Source organism: Streptomyces sp. bgisy027 (assembly GCF_057710365.1).
Map to the genome: position 1 here is coordinate 33,100 of NZ_JBYIVZ010000070.1, position 16,730 is coordinate 49,829.

The following is a 16,730-nucleotide window of genomic DNA, read 5'->3' on the forward strand; positions in this document are numbered from 1 at the left end:
AACGCGATCAGCGCGTACGTTGCCATGAAGTCCGGCGCAGGCACCGCCGAGGGCGGAACCGAGGGCGGCAGCACGGCGGATATCCCGCCGCGCATGCTGACCGCGTACAAGAAGGCCGTCCAGCAGGTGGGCAAGCATGCCCCGAAGTGCCGGGGCATGCGCTGGCCGATCCTCGCCGGGATCGCCAAGGTCGAGTCCAACCACGCCGTCGGCCGGAACATCAGCGCTCGCGGTGACATCCGGCCGAAGATCTACGGAGTGCTCCTCAACGGCTCAGGAGCCGGCGGAAACACGAGTGTCTTCCCGGACACCGACGGTGGCAAGTGGGACGGCACCGCTCAGGCCGAACGCGCCGTGGGCCCCTTCCAGTTCCTGCCCTCCACCTGGGACAGCGTCGGCAAGGACGCGAACGGCGACAAGCAGGCCGACCCGCACAACGCCGACGACGCCGCGCTCGGCGCAGCCCTCTACCTGTGCGGCAACGGCCGCGATCTCGCGAAGCGGTCACAGCTCAAGTCCGCAGTCTTCCAGTACAACCGCTCGAACGCGTACGTGTCGAACGTGCTGGGGTGGATCGACCAGTACACGGCGGCCGCCAAAGATCCCGACCTGAAGGACGTGTCCGGGAAGGTCCGCACCGTCCTCGAGGCGGCGCTGTCGCAGCGGGGGGTGCCGTACTCGTGGGGCGGGGGCAACGCTGCCGGGAAGTCGTACGGGATCTGCTGCTCCCCCGGCGGCAAGAGCGGCGCGGCCATCAAGGGCTTCGACTGCTCCGGCCTGACCCTGTACGCGTACGCCAAGGCTGGCATACGACTGCCGCGCACTGCGGCGGCGCAGGCCGGCATCGGCCAGCGGATCCCCGCACGTCTGGGAACCAGCGCTCTCAAGCCGGGCGACCTCGTCTTCTACGCCACCGCTCCGGGCCGTGATTCCACGATCTACCACGTCGGGATCTACGTAGGCCGCGGCCAGATGGTCAACGCCGCCCGCCCGGGCACCGTGATCCGCCTGGACGCCGTCAGCGCCATGCCGGGCTTCGCGGGCGGAGCTCGGCTGTTGTGACCACCGCCCCACGCTCCCCGCATCTGCTGCTGCTCTGCACTCTCGTGCTCGCCGCCGCGGGCGTCGCCCTGCTCTTCCTGCCGGTCAGTCGCCCGTCACCACCGTCACCTGCACCGACCGGCGCTTCGCCACCGGCCGCGGCGCCGGCCACAGTCCAGCCGACGACAGGCACGACGCCTTCTGTGCCAGCTGCCTCCTCCGCAGGCGCGGGCCTCGAGTCCGCGATGCCGCCGCACGGCGACGGCCCCACCGGCGACCGCAGCATCCAGCAGGGCCTGGAGCATGCCTGGCCCGCCGACCTCTCCCCCGGCGACCAGCAGGAGTTGCTGCGCGCCGGCCGATCCGTGCTGCGTGCGGACGCCACAGGGATCGGCCGAAACCAGTGGCCCACGGTGTTCCCGGACGTGGGCGAGAACCAGGCGGTGGCCCCCGCTTTCGCCACCGCCCGCTTCCGGATTCAGGCCGCGGTCGCCCGCCGCGAAGGAAACAGCCCAGACCGGGCGGTCGTGCACCTGGTGTGGGCGGGAGCCGACCGGGGCGGCACCTACACCGACGGCCGCATCACAGACCTGCTTTTCACCCGCACCGTAAGAAGGGGAATCACCACATGGGATCCGCAGCCCCCGCCGTGACTGGCCTGGCCCTTGAGAGAGCATCCGGGCACGTACTCGATTTGATCACCGGGGTTCTTGAGGCCGTCGACTGGTTCTACGACCACTGGTACGTGCTCGCCGCCGCTATCGCGGTGCCGTGGGGGGTGAGCGCGCTGCTGGTCCGTCATCTTGCCGAGCGGGCCTGCGCCCAGCGGATGGCTCTGGAGCTCACCTCCACCCGGTACTTCGACCCCAGTCTGGAGGAGATCTTCCGGCGGGGAGTGCAGTTGGCGCGGGCATCGACGAGCCAGCCGTGGTGGGCACCCCGCAGAGCAAAAGCTGTACAGATCAGGCTCCGCGCGGACGGCTCCAGCCCGTTGCGCTACCGCGTCGAGGGCCCCGCCGGAGGTGAGCGGCTGCTGTCCATCACCCCGTTCGGGCCAAACGTCGCGGTCACCCGAGCCCGTCCGATCAGGGACAAGCCGCGGGAGCACACCGTGCGGGCCGAATTCGTGCTGCGCGGCAGGCCAACAGCTCCCCTGCGCGATGTCCCGCTGGAGCCGGACCCGCTACAGCCCCTGGTCGACGCCGTGTCCGACCTGCGCGCCGAGCTGGGGGACCTCGCCGAGATCCGTCTCGACATCCAGCGGGCCCCGAAGTGGGTGCTGCGCGCTCGCCGCCTTGAGCTCATGGGTGCCGCACGACGCCGGGAACGGCGGGAGACCCAGCGCGCGGCACGCTGGGTGCGGCAGGACGCCATGGGGCTCGAGGATTCGTTGGGCTGGCATCTGCAATCGCTGGTCACGGGCACGGGGAAGGACGGGTCAGGTGGGCGGCGGCTGGTGATGCCGCCCGTGCCGCGCCGGGTGGACGCGGATATCGCGCTTGGCAAGCTCGCAGACGATGACCACCTCGTACGGGTGCAACTGCTCGTGATGTGTGCGTCCAACGTCGAGGGCCGTGCCCAGGCCCGCCTCGCACAACTCCAGGCGGCGTTCGATGTCTTCGGCGGCCGCTCCCGGTGGGCGATGCGCGGGTTTCGGCTGGGGCCGTGGCGGTTCGGTGCGGACCAGTGGCCCACCCAGCGCAGCTTCGAGCGGCGCTGGCAGCTGGGACAGTGCCAGCCGCCGCGTGCGAACTGGATGAGGCTGGAGGAGCTGACCGGATTACTGAAGCCGCCTACCGCTCACTGCCGGCTTCCGCTGCTCGCGGGTGACTTGCCGAGCTTCGCGTTCCGGGATCCTGAGCTGCTGCTCCAGGGCATCTACCGGGCGCCGGACGGACGCCGACGTCTGGTCGCGACGTACACGTCGGAGACGTTGTTCGAGTGCGCGGTGGGCAAGGCCGGCGGTGGGAAGACCGAGCGTGCCCTGGCTCAGGCGATCGGCTGGGCACACGCCGGCGGGGGGCTCATGTTCGTCGATCCGCACCGGGACTCCTGGCCCCGCGCCGCGACGTTCCTGGCCCACGATCACCTGATGCAGAAGATCGCACTGATCGACCTCAACACCGCAGGGCCCGATCCGGTGCTGAGTTCGTGGAATCCGCTCGCCATGCATCACGGTCAGGCACCGCACGATGTCGTCGAGGCGGTCACCGACGCATTCGCCTCCATCCTTGGCTGGGATGATGCCGCAGCTCCACGGGCGCTGACCATCCTCACGTCGTCGCTGGCGGTGCTGGTGGCGATCAATCAGGCCGCATGCCAGGCCGGCCGCCGCGAGGACCAGGCCACTCTCTTTCATGTGCGGTCCCTGATTTCCGACCCGAATTTCCGGGGTGCGGCGCTGGCTGCCGTGGCGGACCGCTTGGACGCGGACACCCGGGCCTGGTGGCGGACTGTCTTCCCCACTTTCCCCCCGGATGCGTTCGGTGTCGTCCTCAACCCGCTCGCCCGACTGGCCGCCAACCCCGTCACCCGTGCCTTCCTCGGGCAGCCGGTCGGGGTCTACAACAGCCGGGCCGCCATGGACGACGGACTGATCGTGTGGGTATGCCCGGCCGGGAACGGGCCCACCGACCGGCTGCTGACTGCGCTCATCGCTCGGGACCTCCTGCGGGCGGTGCGCTCCCGCCGGGACACACCTGAGGAGCAACGGCGCCCGTTCCGCCTGTACTTCGATGAACTGATCACGCTGACAGGCGCCGCCCCGGAGACCATCGCGTCCATGTTTGAGGACTTCCGCAAATACCGGGTCACTGTGCACGGAATGACTCAACTCCTCGGGCGCCTGCCGGCGCCGGTGCGCATGTCCCTGACCCAGAACGCGTCCACGCTGGCTTCCACGACGGGCTCCAAGACCGCTATCGAGCCGATCACCGCCGAATGGGGGGACAAGCCGTCTGCAGGGGAAGTTGCCCTGCTCGAGCGGTTTGAGCACTACATCTCACTCACGGTCGACGGCCGCCGTGTCGGTCCAGTGCGGCTGACCGGCCCGCATCTGGATGAAGTATTCGCCGACTTCGCCCGTCCTGGCAGCGTGGCGGCACTGGAACGCGCCGCTCGCACCATGGCGGGGGCACGACCCCTCGGCGAACTCTCCGGCACTGCGGCCATCCAACAGGGCCGCATCAGTGACTTTCTCGTGCAGCACATGCCCGCTGCCGCTGCCGAGACGGGTCAGAGCAACCCGCAGCGATACCAGTAGCCCTCGCGGCACCCATGCCGTCGTGTCTACAGAACCGAACTGGACTGCATGCAATGCGTCATGAGCCGTGTCGGACAAGGACCTCGCCTCGGCTGCCGACATGGCGCTGGTCCGCCACCAGATGCGTCGTATGGCCCGCAGTCAAAGCCCTCCAGCTGGCACCCGTCCGGCATACGCACCGGCAACGGACCTATTGTGAACAGCGTCGTGCCCTGCGTGGACGCCGTCAACGCGATGTCCGGCTATGCGGGAGGGGCACGGCTGCTGTGACGCCTACCTCGCGCTCACCACGTCTGCTGCTGCTCAGCACGGTCCTGTTCGCCCTCGCTGGCGTCGTGCTGCTGAGCCTCCCGCAAGGGCAGGACTCACCGGTCCCAGCGACGACGGCGCCTGCGGCTACGGATCAGCCGACTGCGGCCTTGGGCCCGGGCGCCGGCAAGGGTCCCGCTGGCGTGGAGCCCTCCGCCACACCCACCGGATCACCCTCCGCCAGCCCTTCCCCCCTGCCCCCGCACGGCGACGGCGCGGCCGGGGACCGAGCCGTCCAGGCATCACTGGAGGCGGCCTGGCCCGCGGACCTACCGCCCACCGACGAGCGCACGTTGCTCACCGCTGGGCGCGCTCTGCTGCGCGCGGACGCCACCGGGATCGGCCGGGCGCAGTAGCCGAGCGTCTTCCCCAGCTCGGGCCAGGCGGTGGCCCCGGCGTTCGCCGTCGCCCGCTTCCGGATTCAGGCCGCAATCGCCCGCCGAGACGGCAGCCCGGACAAGGCCGTGGTTCATCTGGTGTGGGCCGGCCAGGACCGCGGCGGCACCTACACCGACCTGCGCATCACCGACTTGTCCTTCACCCGCATCATCACGAAGGGAGCAGTTACGTGGATACCGCAGCCCCGTACCTGACCGCTCAGACCGCCACATCGGTGCCGGGCCAGGTATTCGACCTGGTCCTGGGCATCGTCACCGCCGTCGGCTGGGTGATCACCCACTGGTGGGTGGTGGCCGTGGCTGTCGTCGCTGTCTGGGCCGCGGGCGAGGCCGTGGTGCGTCGCCTGGCCCGTAAGGCGTCGGCCAATCGGATGGCGCTGGAGCTGGTCCCGTCGCGGCACTTCGATCCCGGTCTGGAGGAGATCTTCCGCCGTGGCGTGCAGCTCGCCCGCGCGTCGACGAGCATGCCGTGGTGGGCGCCGCGCCGGGCGAAGAGTGTGCAGATCAGGATGCGCGCCGACGGCTCCAGCCCGCTGACGTACCGGGTGGAAGGCCCCGCCGGCGGCGAACGTCTGCTGTCGATCACGCCGTTCGGTCCGGACGTCACCGTCACCCGGGGCCGTCTGCTGGTGGACAAGTCCCGTGAGCATGTGGTGCGGGCGGAGTTCGTGCTGCGCGGCAAGCCGACCGCACCGCTTCGGGACGTGCCGCTGGACCCGGATCCGTTGCAGCCGTTGATCGATGCCGTCTCCGATCTGCGCGCCGAGCTGGGCGACCTTGCCGAGATCCGGCTCGACATCCAACGCGCCCCGAAGTGGTCGCTGCGGGCACGCCGTGTCCAGCTGATGGGCTACGCGCGACGCCGGGAGCGGCGCGAGGCGCAGCGGGCAGCCCGGTGGGTGCGGCAGGACGCCACCGGCATTGAGGACTCGCTCGTCTCGCACTTTCAGCAGCTGCTCTCGGGCAAGCAGGGCGGCGGGGGCGGGCGGCGGCTGGTCATGCCGCCGGTGCCGCGCCGGGTGGACCCGGCCGAGGCGCTGGGCAAGCTGGCCGACGATGACCACCTGGTGCGGGTGCAGCTGCTGGTGGCGTGCGCGTCGAACACCGCAGGCCGCGCCGAGGCCCGGCTCGGCCAACTCCAGGCCGCGTTGGATGTGTTCGGCGGCGGGTCGCGATGGGCGATGCGGGGCTTCCTGCTGGGGCCGTGGCGCTTCGGGGCGGACCGGTGGCCCAGCCGCCGCGGGCGAACTGGGTCCGCCTGGACGAGTTGGTCGGCCTGCTCAAGCCGCCCACCGTCCACTGCCGCCTGCCGCTGCTCGCCTCAGATCTGCCGACCTTCGAACACGGAGATCGCTCCCTGTTGTTGCAGGGGATCTACCGGGGGCCGGACGGACGCCGGCGCCTGGTCGCCACCCACGCCGCCGAGACACTGTTCGAGGTCGGGGTGGGCCGTGCGGGTGGTGGGAAGACGGAGCGCGCCCTGGCGCAAGCGATCGGCTGGGCCCACGCAGGCGGCGGGCTCATGTTCCTCGACCCACACCGCGACTCGTGGCCGCGCGCGGTGCCGTTCCTCGCCCACGACTACCTGATGCAGCGCATCGCGCTGATCGACCTCAACGCGGGCGGGCCCCATCCGCAGATCAGTTCCTGGAATCCGATCGGCATGCACCAGGGCCAGATCGCACACGAGGTCGTCGAGGCGACTGCCGACGCATACGCATCCGTGCTCGGCTGGGACGACGCAACCGCTCCCCGGGCACTGACCATCCTGACCACCGCCCTGACGGTACTGGTGGCCGTGAACGAGGCAGCGTGCCAGGCCGGGCGGCCGGAGGACCAGGCCACGGTGTTTCATGTGCGGTCCCTGCTCACCGATCCCGTCTTCCGCGCCGCAGCCCTCACCGCCATCGACGGGCGCCTGGACGAAGAGACCCGCTCGTGGTGGCGCACCGTGTTCCCCACCCTGCCCACCGACGCGTTCGCCGTCGTCCTCAACCCGATCGCCCGCCTCGCCGCGAACCCGGTGACCCGCGCGTTCCTCGGACAAGGGGCCGGCGTCTACAACATCCGCGCCGCGATGGACTCGCGGATGATCGTGTGGGTGTGCCCGGGCGGCAACGGGCCCACCGACCGGCTGGTCACCGCGCTGCTGGCCCGGGACCTGCTGCGGGCCGTGCGCTCACGCCGCGACACCCCGGAAAGCCAGCGGGTGCCGTTCCGCCCGTACTTCGACGAGCTGATCACCCTCACCGGCGCCGCACCCGAGACCATCGCGTCGATGTTCGAGGACTTCCGCAAATACCGCGTCCACGTCCACGGCATGACCCAGCTACTGGCCCGACTCCCCATCCCAGTACGGCTGTCACTGGTACAGAACGCCTCCACCCTGGCCTCCACCGCGGGCTCGCAGTCCGCGGTGGCACCGATCACCGCGGAGTGGGGAGACCGGCCCGCCCCGGACGTCGTCGCCGCGCTGGACCGGTTCGAGCACTACATATCGCTGACCGTCGACGGCCGCCGCATCGGGCCCGTCCGCATCACCGGCCCCCACCTGGACGACGTCTTCGCCGACTACGCCCGCCCGAACAGAGCCGGGTCACTGGTGCGCGCCGCGCAGACGACCGCACAGGCGACGCCGCTGGACGAGCTCACGGACCGCGCCGAGCACCAACTCGCCCGCGTGAGCAACTTCCTCACCGAGCACGCCTCCACCGCCGCACCCGTCCGACTGAAGAAGGCATACAAGTGACCACCACCCACAAGGCCGCACCCTCTGGGCCTCCGCCAAGTCCCGCCGAGCCGCTGCCTCACCAGCTCCTGGCCGCGCTCGGCCAGCACCGGATGGCAACGACCCATCAGCTTCACCAACTGCTGCGGCCCGGCGCCGCCCGGCAGACCCTCTCCGGGCCGCTCAACAAGCTGCGCCACGACGGCCTGGTCGACTACACCGTGCTGCCGGCGTCCAAGCGGACCCGCGCCTGGTACCTGACCAGCGAGGGGGCACGGCTGACGCGGGACTTCCCCGCACTGCGGGGACGGCCGCCCTACCCGATCACCTCGGCAACGGCAGCCTCGCTCAAGACACCGCACACCCTGACCTCGGTCCGCACCCACCTCGCGTTCGTCACCGACGCCCGCCGCCGCGGCGACGAACACGGCCACCTGGACTGGACACCAGAGGTCTCCCACCCCCTCAGCGACGGCAAACGCCTCATCACCGACGCGGTCATGCACTACACCCTCACCGAAACCGCCGAGCGGACGAAACTGCGCGCCTTCGTCGAGATCGACCGGGCCACCATGAGCAGCGAACGCCTCGCCTCCAAACTGATCGACTATGCGCGGCTGTGGTCATACGAGCCGCAGCCCGTCGGCCGACCCCGCTCACGCCAGCCCACCGCATCCGGCCCGGTGTGGCTGCGCTGGTATCCCGTATTCCCCCGGGTGCTGATCGTGCTCACCGGGGCCACCCGCAACGTCCTGGACAACCGGATCAACGACCTGCAAGCCATGGTCGCGGAACACCCTCACGTGGAAGCCCTGGCCCGGCAGGTGCCGTTGGGTGCGGCCATCCTGGAGGACCTCGAGGCCATGGGACCTACCACTGGCGTCTGGGAACCCCTGGTCGGTGGTGAGTCACGGCCGTGGACGGAGCTGTGAACCGCCGGTCCCGCACGCGTCGTCAGTCGCCGTTGTAGAGCCTGTCCAGTCCGATCAGTTGGATGCCGTGGTCCTGTTCGGCGAGGCCTCGGAGTTCATCGGTGAAGCCGGCTCCGCTGAAGCAGAGCAGCCGCGTGTGCTGGGCTTGCACGCCGTCGCGGGCCTGCAGCAGGTCCCGGATGTGTTGCAGGCGCCGCAGGTGCCCCAGACCCATGGTGTCGTTCCACTTGGCCTCTGCGATGGCCAGGAGCACCTCGCGGCCCTCGTCGTCACGTCCGAACACAGCGGCGTCGAGCTCATGGCTGGTCCTGGCCGCCGGGTCGGGAACGGTGCCCGACTCCACGCGGGTGCGACGGCCGCCCAGCGTGTTCTGGGTTGCGTACCAGCGGATCCAGGTGCGGCAGACCTGTTCGAAGTGCGGGCCCACGACCTTGCTGCGGAACGTCGCCTGCGACCGCTCCCACACCAGCGGGGCCTGCCCGGGACGCTCCAGGTCGCTCCATTCGGGACGCATCAGGGCGTGGTAGAAGGTCAGGATCGGTTCATTGATGCGGTAGGCGGAGCGCTTGCCGTGGAACGCATCCGGCTCCCGGGTGATCATCCCCGTGTCCTCCAGCACGGTCAGTGCATGCCCCAGGTCGGTGGACTTGCGCTCCAGGAAACCGGCGATGCCTCCGCGCGTGTGATTGCCCTGGGCGATGGCGGCCAGCACGCCGTGGTACAAGGCGGTGTCCCGCAGATCCGGTTCCTCCGCCAGCAGGAACCGGGCTTCGCGGAACAACGGGCGCCCCGGATTGAGTACATTGCGCAGCACCCAGGGCCCGAAGTCCGCCAGATCCGCTGGCGCATCCCCCAGCACGAACTCGCGCCCATACGCCGGAGTCCCCCCCAGCACCGAATTGACCAGCAGCGCCAGGCGCGGATCAGCGATCCCCCAGAACTGCGCGGCCAGCCGGAAATCCAACGTGGGCACGACCAGTTCCAGGCTGGCCCGCCCGCGCAGCGGGGCGGTCCCCGACAGCAGGCTCCCCATGAACGACAACGCCGAACCGCACAGCAGCAGCCGCACCGGACCCCCCTCGTGCCGGGCTTGTGGCCCCAACGCCCGCTGCAACAGCGAGGGCAACTCGGGCGACGCCTTGGCCAGGAACGGAAACTCATCCAGCACCACTACCAGCGGCTCCGCCCCGGGAGCGGCCAGGCCCATCATGACCTCCACCGCCTCCTCCCAGCGCGCGAACCGATAGGGCACCCGCTGCCCCTCATATCGCGCCAACGCCACCCCGAACTGGCGCAACGACTCCGCCTCGGTCGCCTCACTCGCCGAAAAGAAGAAGCCCCCTCCCACACGGCACAACCCGTCCAGCAAGAACGTCTTGCCCTGGCGCCGCCGCCCGGAGACCACCCCGAGCGTCGCCTCCGGCCCCTCATAGGAGGCAAACCGCACCAGCTCCGACCACTCGAAATCGCGATCGAACATCCCCGCCGGCTTGTCCATCACCACACCCCCCGCACCAATAAGCACTACACCTATTATACCCCTCCTTATCATAGATTTCAGCCGACGGCATGGACGTGTCGGCACGCCACCACTGGATCAGACACCCGGCATTCCAGCTCGATCGAGCGAGTCACGATCACATCACCTGGCAAGATTTGCCCCCGTACCGAGGAGACGGCACCCCTGGCCCGCGGTCTGACCCGCACGGCGTGCATCACATGGGGCCTTCCCGATGAGGTGTCGCAGTCCGCGGCCCTCGCGATGGCCGAATTGTTCGCCAACGCGGTGCGGCACGCGTGCGGTCCGTCCGTCCGGGTCATCGTCGACCGGCCCAGTGACACGTACGTCCATCTCGCTGTCATCCATCGCGCACCCGTGTGCCTCCGCAACTGCGCACCCCGGAGAGGGAAGAGCAGAAGGGGCGCGGGCTGGTCATCGTCGAATCCCTGAGCGAGCGATGGGGTTACGACCGGCTCGGCCCCGCCGCCCGCCCGTGGGGCAAGCGCTGCTGGGCAGAGCTGAAGATGGCCCCGTGATGCCGCTCAACGGCTTAGATCGGGCGCTGAAGGAGTCGGCCTCGCCGCCACGTCGGCGAAGGAGAACCCGGATCGGCTGGCGGCAGGTTGCCGCGCAGGTTCTCTTCGTCGCCACGGTCACAGCCTTCGTGCTCGCTCTGCTCGCCTACGGCGTCGCCGACTGGTGATCTCCGTGGCCGGGCGGTGCGTCCCCTTCCCACCCCGCCACCGGCCCAGCTCCGTCCTTCCGTGCTCATTCCTGTGCCCTCGCATACGGCGAGGCGAGCACCTCTTCCTCGCTGGAGGCGCGCACATGCCGCACGTCCTGCCCGAACCGGGATCTCTGTTCGAGCTCTCCGCCGACCGGATACGCCACGCGGCAGCCGAGCAGTGGCCCGGCCTGGTAATCAGACCTGGCCGCGCGTCCGGCCTCCTCGGGTGCGCCAGGGTCTCGCCCGGCCAGGGCAACGGCCAGACGCGTATCCGTGCGGGCCGTGGTCCAGACGGCTGCCATGTCCAGCCGCAGGCTCGTCGCCGCGTCGGTGACCGCTGGCCGTTGCGCAGTGCCGCGATGAGCTGGGTGGTGGCTTTCACGGTGAGGGCGGTTCTGGTCATGCGCGCACCCTACGGACGGGTGAGGCGGTCCAGACATATGCCCGGCCCCCTCGTGGCGTCGGGGGAGCGCCGTGAGGGGGCCGGGACCGGCGGGAGGCCCTTCCCACCGGCAGGTGGCTGCCCATGCCTTTGATCGGCACGGCACGGGCAGCGGGGCTAGACCGCTTCAGTCGGCGGTGATGGTGCGAGTGGTTTGCCGTCGATGCCGGTCACGGGCTGGCCGGTGAGTTGCTGGGCGATCTGCCAGAGCATGCCGCCGCGGGATGCCTTGATCAGGACGACGTCACCGGGCTGGAGTACCTGTTCCAGGAGGGCGGCGGCGGTGTCGTTGTCGGCGACGAGCGCAAGGTCAGGGACGCCCGCCGCGCCGGCGGACAGGGCAAGCTGTTTGGCCATGCCGCCGCCGACGGCAACGACAAGGTCCACGCCGTGGTCGGCGGCCATGCGGCCCACGTCCCGGTGGGCTTGTAGGGCGTCGTCGCCGAGTTCGAGCATTTCACCGAGGACGGCGATGCGCCGCCCGTTGGGTGCTGTCGTGTCGCTCATCCCAGGATCACGCCCCGACCGGCGTAGAAGCGTTCCAGTCGGGGCCAGGGGACGGGTGCGTACTCCTGGCTGGTGCCGGGGAGTCCGGACGGGTTGTGGATCATGACGTTGTCCTCGCTGGTTCCCACGGCCAGGACCAAGTGCCCACCGCGGGAGAGTGGTTCGGTGGTTTCGGGGTGCCGGATCGTCTTGTGGACGGAGATCATCACGAGACGTCCAGCCGTGAGGTGCCGGGGGATCTCCGCGGCGGGCAGGTCCCTGGCCGGGATGGCGGGGATGCTCCACCGGTGGGTGACGTGGTTGGCGAACGGGGCGTAGATCAGCCCTTGGACGTTGTCGCCGTCGCGGACGTAGGCGCCCGCCTCGACGAGGTCCCGCACGAGTGGGACCGAGGGCGGTACGGGGTGGCCGAGGTGGTCCAGGGTCATGCGCAGGCAGGCCACACCGCACATGCGGGGTGCCCAGAACTCGTACTCTTGGGCAGTGTTGGCGCCGGACTTGGGCCACAGTGGGTCGTCGGCGGCGCTCCTGGTTCCGGTGATGAACTCCGGGACCAGGGCGGCCGATTCCCATTGGGAGTAGTACGGCACGGGGTGTTTGATCATGGGTGCGGTCATGTCCCAGCAGTCTTCCTTACGGCAGGTACGGCGGTTTGGTGTACGCGGTCCGCACGATGTGCTGGACGAGTGCCGGGTAGGGGATTGAGGCCGCTCGGGCCATGGTCGCGAGGTTTCCGCGCTCGGACAGTCCCGGCAGCGTGTTGACCTCCAGGCAGGTGACCCGGCCTCCGGCTCCCGCGAGGAAGTCGACGCGCAGGACACCGTGCGCGCCGATCATGTGGAAGATCCGGCGCGCGGTGTACTGCATGATCTCGGTCACCGGGGCGGGCAGGATGGACGGGCAGTGCTCGGTGCGCTGGGCGGGGTCGTGCTTCGCCTCGTAGTCGTAGAACTCCCGGTCGGTCTCCACATCGTGCACGGGCAGCGTCGTGACGCGGCCCTCGATCTCGATCAGTCCGACCGTGCAGGGGATGCCCCGCACGTACTCCTCGACCATGTATTCCGCGTAGTCCGCCCGTGCGGCCTCGATCATTCGCCTGAGCTCGGTCTCGTCGCGGGCGATCCCAGCGGCGAGGCTGCCGCCGCCCGAGGACGGCTTGACGAACACGGGGTAGCCGAGGGAGTGGCGCACTACGGACAGCGTGGCGGACGTCGACAACGACGAGTTGATGACTGTCCAGCTCGGCGTGTCGACCCGCTCGCGCGCGAGCATCGCCTTGAACGTCGGTTTGTGCATGCCGATCGCTGAGGCCATCACCCCCGACCCGGTGTAGGGGATGCCGAAGGTGTCGAGTGCGCCTTGGATCTTGCCGTCCTCCCCGCCGAGCCCGTGGAGGGCCAGAAGGGCGACGTCACTGCGGCCCGATAGTGCGGACAGCGGTACTTGGGCGGGGTCGATCAGTTCGGCCGTCAGACCGGCCTCAACGAGCGCTTTGGCGGCGTGCTCGCCTGAGGCGAGCGATCCGGGCCGCTCCGGGGAGTCTCCCCCGCACAGGACACCGATCCGTATGGTGGCGATGTCCGGGACTGTCACGCTCACACGTCCTCCAGGATTGTCGGGTGGTGCACGGAGCCGAGAGGCCCGGCCGGGGCGGGTGAAGCAACGGGGCGCCCCGGCCGGGGGTCTGGGGTGGGCGCCCGCCCGGGAGACCGAGGGGCGGGCGCCCCGCAGGGCTTGTCCCTACGGGTCTCAGGGGGCGTCTACGTCCGGCTCTTCGTGCCGGAGTGCGCGGATGTGGGCGCGGACGGCCACGCCGATGGCGTCCGGGGGCGTGACGCTGTCGCCGATGCTGCGCATGATCTGCTGCCGCCACTCGCCCGGCAGGTGGGCCAGGGCCTTGCGCATGCCCTGCACGAGCTGGCCCACGACGGTAGGCGGCTTCTCCTGGGAGGCGGCGCGCTGTTCGGCCTCGGTCAGGACCGCTTCCAGCTTGCTCCCGGCGCGCGGGTCCGGCAGCGGCGGGATGTAGTCGGGCAGTGCGGCCAGCATCCTGGTGGTGGTCGCATCGGGCGGAGTCAGCTGCTCCAGCACGCTGGCCTGCTCGTCCTCGCTGAGCCGTGAGTAGACGGCGAGGTTGACGGCGGCCCGCTGCACGGCGTAGTCGCGGTGGGTGTTGTCGGTCCGGCGGGTGGGGTCGGCGATGCCGAGGAAGTACCGGGCTTCGCTGACGATCGGGGCGAGTCGGGCGGCGCCGTCGTGCTCCAATGCCCGCTTGCCGAGCTGCTCGACCCGTTCGCAGGCGATGCGCAGTGCGTACAGGTCGGCGCGGTCGAGCGGGGTCAGCGTCGGCCACTGGTCGAGCAGTGCGCGCCGTAGGTGGATGGGCACGGCGAACGCGGCGTCGAGCACGTCGGCGGCGGGGTGCTGGTGCCACTCCTCCAAGAGCTTCACGGCGGTGCCGGCGTCGCGGGTCGGGGTGTCAGTACCGGTGATCAACGCAGTCTCCAGTGAATGGGTGGGAAGGGTGCGGCGCCCCGGGCCTGGCCAGGGGGAGTCAGGCCGGGGGCGCCGCGGAGCAGAACCGCGACGGGGGCACGGTCCTGCCGGTCTAGGGGCGCGTCGGGAAGGGGAGGACCTGGCATCGTGAGAGCTGCCTGATGTTGATCAGGTTGACGCTGGCGTACCGGCACAGGCCTGCGGTCAGGGTCGTGCGTCCCCATGAGGGACCGCCCATGACTCCTGCTCGGGTGGGGAGTTGGGAGGACCGGACCGGTTCGGGGGCCTGGGCGGCAATCACGCTCACCGTGGCCCGGCGGCCCTGGATCATCGCTGTGACGGCCACGTACGGGGCGGGCGCCGACTTCAGCAGGGCGTCGACGTAGTCGGCCGCGAGCTCGGCGAGCATGTCGGCCAGGCACGGGGAGACTCCCCATGCCTCGTAGGTGTCGGCGACACACCCATAGGCCCGGTCCTGCACGTCTGGCGTGGCGGACCATGTCCACCGGATGGCCTCGCCGGCGCACGGCTCGTCCTCGATGTGGGCGCGCTTCACGGCGGGATCACGTGTGGCTGCGGGGTACATCGTTGTCCTCGGGGTGGGGGGAATTGGTGCCGTCCTGGGTGGGGCTGTGGTCGGCGGATGGGCCCTGGGCCGACGCCCGGCGGGCGGGGAGGTTCAGGCACGCCCACGCCCTGGTGCCGGTGCTGGTCGCAGTGACCTGGTAGCGGGCGGCGAGGGCCTCGACGAGGTGGAGCCCGCGGCCGTCCTCGGCGTCGTCGCCCGCCGTACGCGGCCTGATCGGGCCACGCAGGCGGGGTGATCCGGCGGCGCGGCCCTGCTCGTCGACCACCACCCACACGTGGGCGGGCGACAGGAGGACCGTGACGACCACCTCGGCCCCGGCGCCGTGGATGACGGCGTTCGTCGTCAACTCGCTGACGATCAGCAGGAGGGCATCACGGACCTCGTGCGGCACACGCCACGTCCGGCACGTGCCGTCGACGTGCGAGCGAGCTGCTGCCGGCGTGGTGCGCGCGCGGCCCGGCAGGGTCCGGGATTCACACAAGCGCTGCTCGTACCGGGGCTCTGGGAGGCGGAGGGCCGTGCCGTGCGCGGGGACCGGTCGGAGGATGGGCAGCGGCGTCCAGTCGACGGCGCAGACTACGGGCGATGGGCGTGCGGTCACAGGCGGAATCCCTCCCTGACGTGCAGCGGCGCGGTACGGCTGAGGGCCGTACGGACGGCGTCGGCGAGTGCGTGGCCGTCAGTGACGTCGGGGACCTGGGGGTCATGCGGCATCGGCGGGTAGAGCCACGTACGGCCCTCGACCTGGAGCCCGTCGCGAGCGTGGATCGAGGGGGCCGGCCACCGCACGACGGCACCCGAGACACACCGCGTGGTGGGCAGCGTCGGCCAGGTGACGGCAGTGCCCTGGGGCACGGCGAGCTCAACGCAGGCACGGGGCACGGTCAGCAGCACCGGGCCGCACGGCACGGCCCGCTCGCGGAGGACGGCGAGCGTCTCCCCCCACGTCCTCGACGCGATACGGACCACGTCGACGCCCGTTATCCGTACCGGCAGGGTCCTGCGGACCGACCACGCGGCCCGCAGCGACGTCCCGGCAGGGATGCCCGGCCGCCAGGTCTCCAACTGGTCCAGCCAGCACCGGCATTCGTCCCCGGCGCTCACCAGGTGCCCCCGGTCCGCGCATGATCCGGGCACACGCGGACGGGGTAGCCAAGCCGCCCCGCTCCGCCCGGCCCGGATCGCACGTGGGCCATGCCGCCGGGGCGCAACCCGTCCCGGCGGCCGCACCGTGCGCAGGCAAGTCCGTGTAGTCGGCGCTGCTGCTCTTGGGTCATCCGCAGGGGGCCCAGCGGTGCGGCGCGTACGTCCTCGGCCGTGGGCACGAAATGCCCGCGGTGCCTGGTGGCCTGTACGAACGGCACGGTGGCTCCGATCAGCCTGGGGCGGCCACTGATCGACTTACAGCGATGCGGCTGCTACCCGACGTATTCAACAACCCCTAGAGTGAAGCCATGCGCACTTGCCGCGCAAGTGCGCAGCACTTTTTGCGCAGGTACGCACGTGCATTTGGAATATGCAGCAGGGAGGTTGGCCCGTGTGTGCAGCACAACGGCCGGATGAGGCAGACTGTGCGCAGGAGCCTGCGCAAGTTGCGCAGACACTGCGCAGGCGAAAGGGGCGGTGGCGAATGGCACAGACGGCAGCCAGCAGACGTCAGCTGGGCGCCGAGCTGGCCCGCTTGCGCAGGTCGCGCGGCCTTCGAGCGGCAGAGGTGGCCAAGCACCTCGGGTGCAGCGAGACCCGTATCAGCCGCATTGAGACCGGCAGTGGCCGCACGCGCCTGCGCGACGACGAA

The 16,730-nt window shown here is 70.4% G+C and carries 18 protein-coding genes and 1 pseudogene; 10 read left to right on the top strand and 9 right to left on the bottom strand.

What is annotated here, in order from left to right; genetic code table 11:
• Positions 1–24: 24 nt before the first annotated feature.
• The 7 genes and pseudogenes from AC3ETA_RS42820 to AC3ETA_RS42850 all read left to right on the top strand — a co-directional run bounded on the left by AC3ETA_RS42820 (position 25) and on the right by AC3ETA_RS42850 (position 8,670).
• Positions 25–1,062, top strand: a complete 1,038-nt coding sequence (locus tag AC3ETA_RS42820; RefSeq protein ID WP_432198321.1) for a C40 family peptidase — start codon at positions 25–27, stop codon at positions 1,060–1,062.
• On the top strand, positions 1,059–1,694 hold the full coding sequence (locus AC3ETA_RS42825; protein ID WP_432198322.1) for a hypothetical protein: 636 nt from the start codon (positions 1,059–1,061) through the stop codon (positions 1,692–1,694). Before AC3ETA_RS42820 ends, AC3ETA_RS42825 begins: the two co-directional genes overlap by 4 nt.
• Entirely contained in the window at positions 1,670–4,303 is a 2,634-nt protein-coding gene (locus AC3ETA_RS42830) for an ATP/GTP-binding protein (RefSeq protein ID WP_432198338.1), read from the top strand. Before AC3ETA_RS42825 ends, AC3ETA_RS42830 begins: the two co-directional genes overlap by 25 nt.
• Positions 4,304–4,755: 452 nt before the next feature.
• Positions 4,756–4,968, top strand: a complete 213-nt coding sequence (locus tag AC3ETA_RS42835) for a hypothetical protein (RefSeq protein WP_432198323.1) — start codon at positions 4,756–4,758, stop codon at positions 4,966–4,968.
• A gap of 30 nt (positions 4,969–4,998) precedes the next feature.
• Positions 4,999–5,205 (top strand): hypothetical protein, encoded by a 207-nt coding sequence (locus AC3ETA_RS42840; RefSeq protein WP_432198324.1) that lies wholly within the window; start codon positions 4,999–5,001, stop codon positions 5,203–5,205.
• Positions 5,181–7,759: pseudogene (locus AC3ETA_RS42845) on the top strand (type IV secretory system conjugative DNA transfer family protein). Before AC3ETA_RS42840 ends, AC3ETA_RS42845 begins: the two are co-directional and overlap by 25 nt.
• A complete protein-coding gene (locus AC3ETA_RS42850) occupies positions 7,756–8,670 on the top strand; it encodes a replication-relaxation family protein (protein ID WP_432198325.1) in 915 nt (304 codons plus the stop codon). Before AC3ETA_RS42845 ends, AC3ETA_RS42850 begins: the two are co-directional and overlap by 4 nt.
• A gap of 22 nt (positions 8,671–8,692) precedes the next feature.
• On the opposite strand, the gene AC3ETA_RS42855 is transcribed toward AC3ETA_RS42850, so the two are convergent.
• A complete protein-coding gene (locus AC3ETA_RS42855) occupies positions 8,693–10,168 on the bottom strand; it encodes an AAA family ATPase (RefSeq protein WP_432198326.1) in 1,476 nt (491 codons plus the stop codon).
• A 380-nt stretch (positions 10,169–10,548) separates the two neighbouring features.
• Here AC3ETA_RS42855 and AC3ETA_RS42860 point away from each other — a divergent pair, with 380 nt between their 5' ends.
• Both AC3ETA_RS42860 and AC3ETA_RS42865 read left to right on the top strand, forming a co-directional pair.
• A complete protein-coding gene (locus tag AC3ETA_RS42860; protein ID WP_432198327.1) occupies positions 10,549–10,707 on the top strand; it encodes an ATP-binding protein in 159 nt (52 codons plus the stop codon).
• The gene (locus AC3ETA_RS42865; protein WP_432198328.1) at positions 10,704–10,874 is read left to right on the top strand and encodes a hypothetical protein; all 171 of its coding nucleotides are present in this window, start codon (positions 10,704–10,706) and stop codon (positions 10,872–10,874) included. Before AC3ETA_RS42860 ends, AC3ETA_RS42865 begins: the two co-directional genes overlap by 4 nt.
• A gap of 65 nt (positions 10,875–10,939) precedes the next feature.
• Here AC3ETA_RS42865 and AC3ETA_RS42870 read toward each other — a convergent pair whose 3' ends face one another.
• The 8 genes from AC3ETA_RS42870 to AC3ETA_RS42905 form a co-directional block, all read right to left on the bottom strand.
• Positions 10,940–11,200, bottom strand: a complete 261-nt coding sequence (locus tag AC3ETA_RS42870) for a hypothetical protein (protein WP_432198329.1) — start codon at positions 11,198–11,200, stop codon at positions 10,940–10,942.
• 257 nt (positions 11,201–11,457) lie between these two features.
• Positions 11,458–11,847, bottom strand: coding sequence for a glutamate ligase domain-containing protein (locus tag AC3ETA_RS42875; protein ID WP_432198330.1), 390 nt, complete (start codon positions 11,845–11,847; stop codon positions 11,458–11,460).
• Positions 11,844–12,464 carry a C39 family peptidase gene (locus AC3ETA_RS42880; protein ID WP_432198331.1) on the bottom strand — a complete coding sequence of 207 codons (621 nt, stop codon included), beginning with the start codon at positions 12,462–12,464 and terminating at the stop codon, positions 11,844–11,846. Before AC3ETA_RS42880 ends, AC3ETA_RS42875 begins: the two co-directional genes overlap by 4 nt.
• A gap of 16 nt (positions 12,465–12,480) precedes the next feature.
• Positions 12,481–13,446, bottom strand: coding sequence for a D-alanine--D-alanine ligase family protein (locus AC3ETA_RS42885; protein WP_432198332.1), 966 nt, complete (start codon positions 13,444–13,446; stop codon positions 12,481–12,483).
• Positions 13,447–13,596: 150 nt separating this feature from the next.
• Positions 13,597–14,343: a hypothetical protein gene (locus AC3ETA_RS42890; protein ID WP_432198333.1), complete on the bottom strand. Its 747-nt coding sequence runs from the start codon at positions 14,341–14,343 to the stop codon at positions 13,597–13,599.
• A gap of 112 nt (positions 14,344–14,455) precedes the next feature.
• Positions 14,456–14,899 (bottom strand): hypothetical protein, encoded by a 444-nt coding sequence (locus AC3ETA_RS42895; protein WP_432198334.1) that lies wholly within the window; start codon positions 14,897–14,899, stop codon positions 14,456–14,458.
• Between the two features lie 7 nt (positions 14,900–14,906).
• The gene (locus AC3ETA_RS42900; RefSeq protein WP_432198335.1) at positions 14,907–15,533 is read right to left on the bottom strand and encodes an ATP-binding protein; all 627 of its coding nucleotides are present in this window, start codon (positions 15,531–15,533) and stop codon (positions 14,907–14,909) included.
• Positions 15,530–16,036 (bottom strand): hypothetical protein, encoded by a 507-nt coding sequence (locus tag AC3ETA_RS42905; protein ID WP_432198336.1) that lies wholly within the window; start codon positions 16,034–16,036, stop codon positions 15,530–15,532. Before AC3ETA_RS42905 ends, AC3ETA_RS42900 begins: the two co-directional genes overlap by 4 nt.
• 526 nt (positions 16,037–16,562) lie before the next feature.
• On the opposite strand from AC3ETA_RS42905, the gene AC3ETA_RS42910 reads away from it, so the two are divergent.
• Positions 16,563–16,730 (top strand): helix-turn-helix domain-containing protein (locus tag AC3ETA_RS42910; RefSeq protein WP_432198339.1); only part of this gene is annotated, 168 nt, incomplete at its 3' end.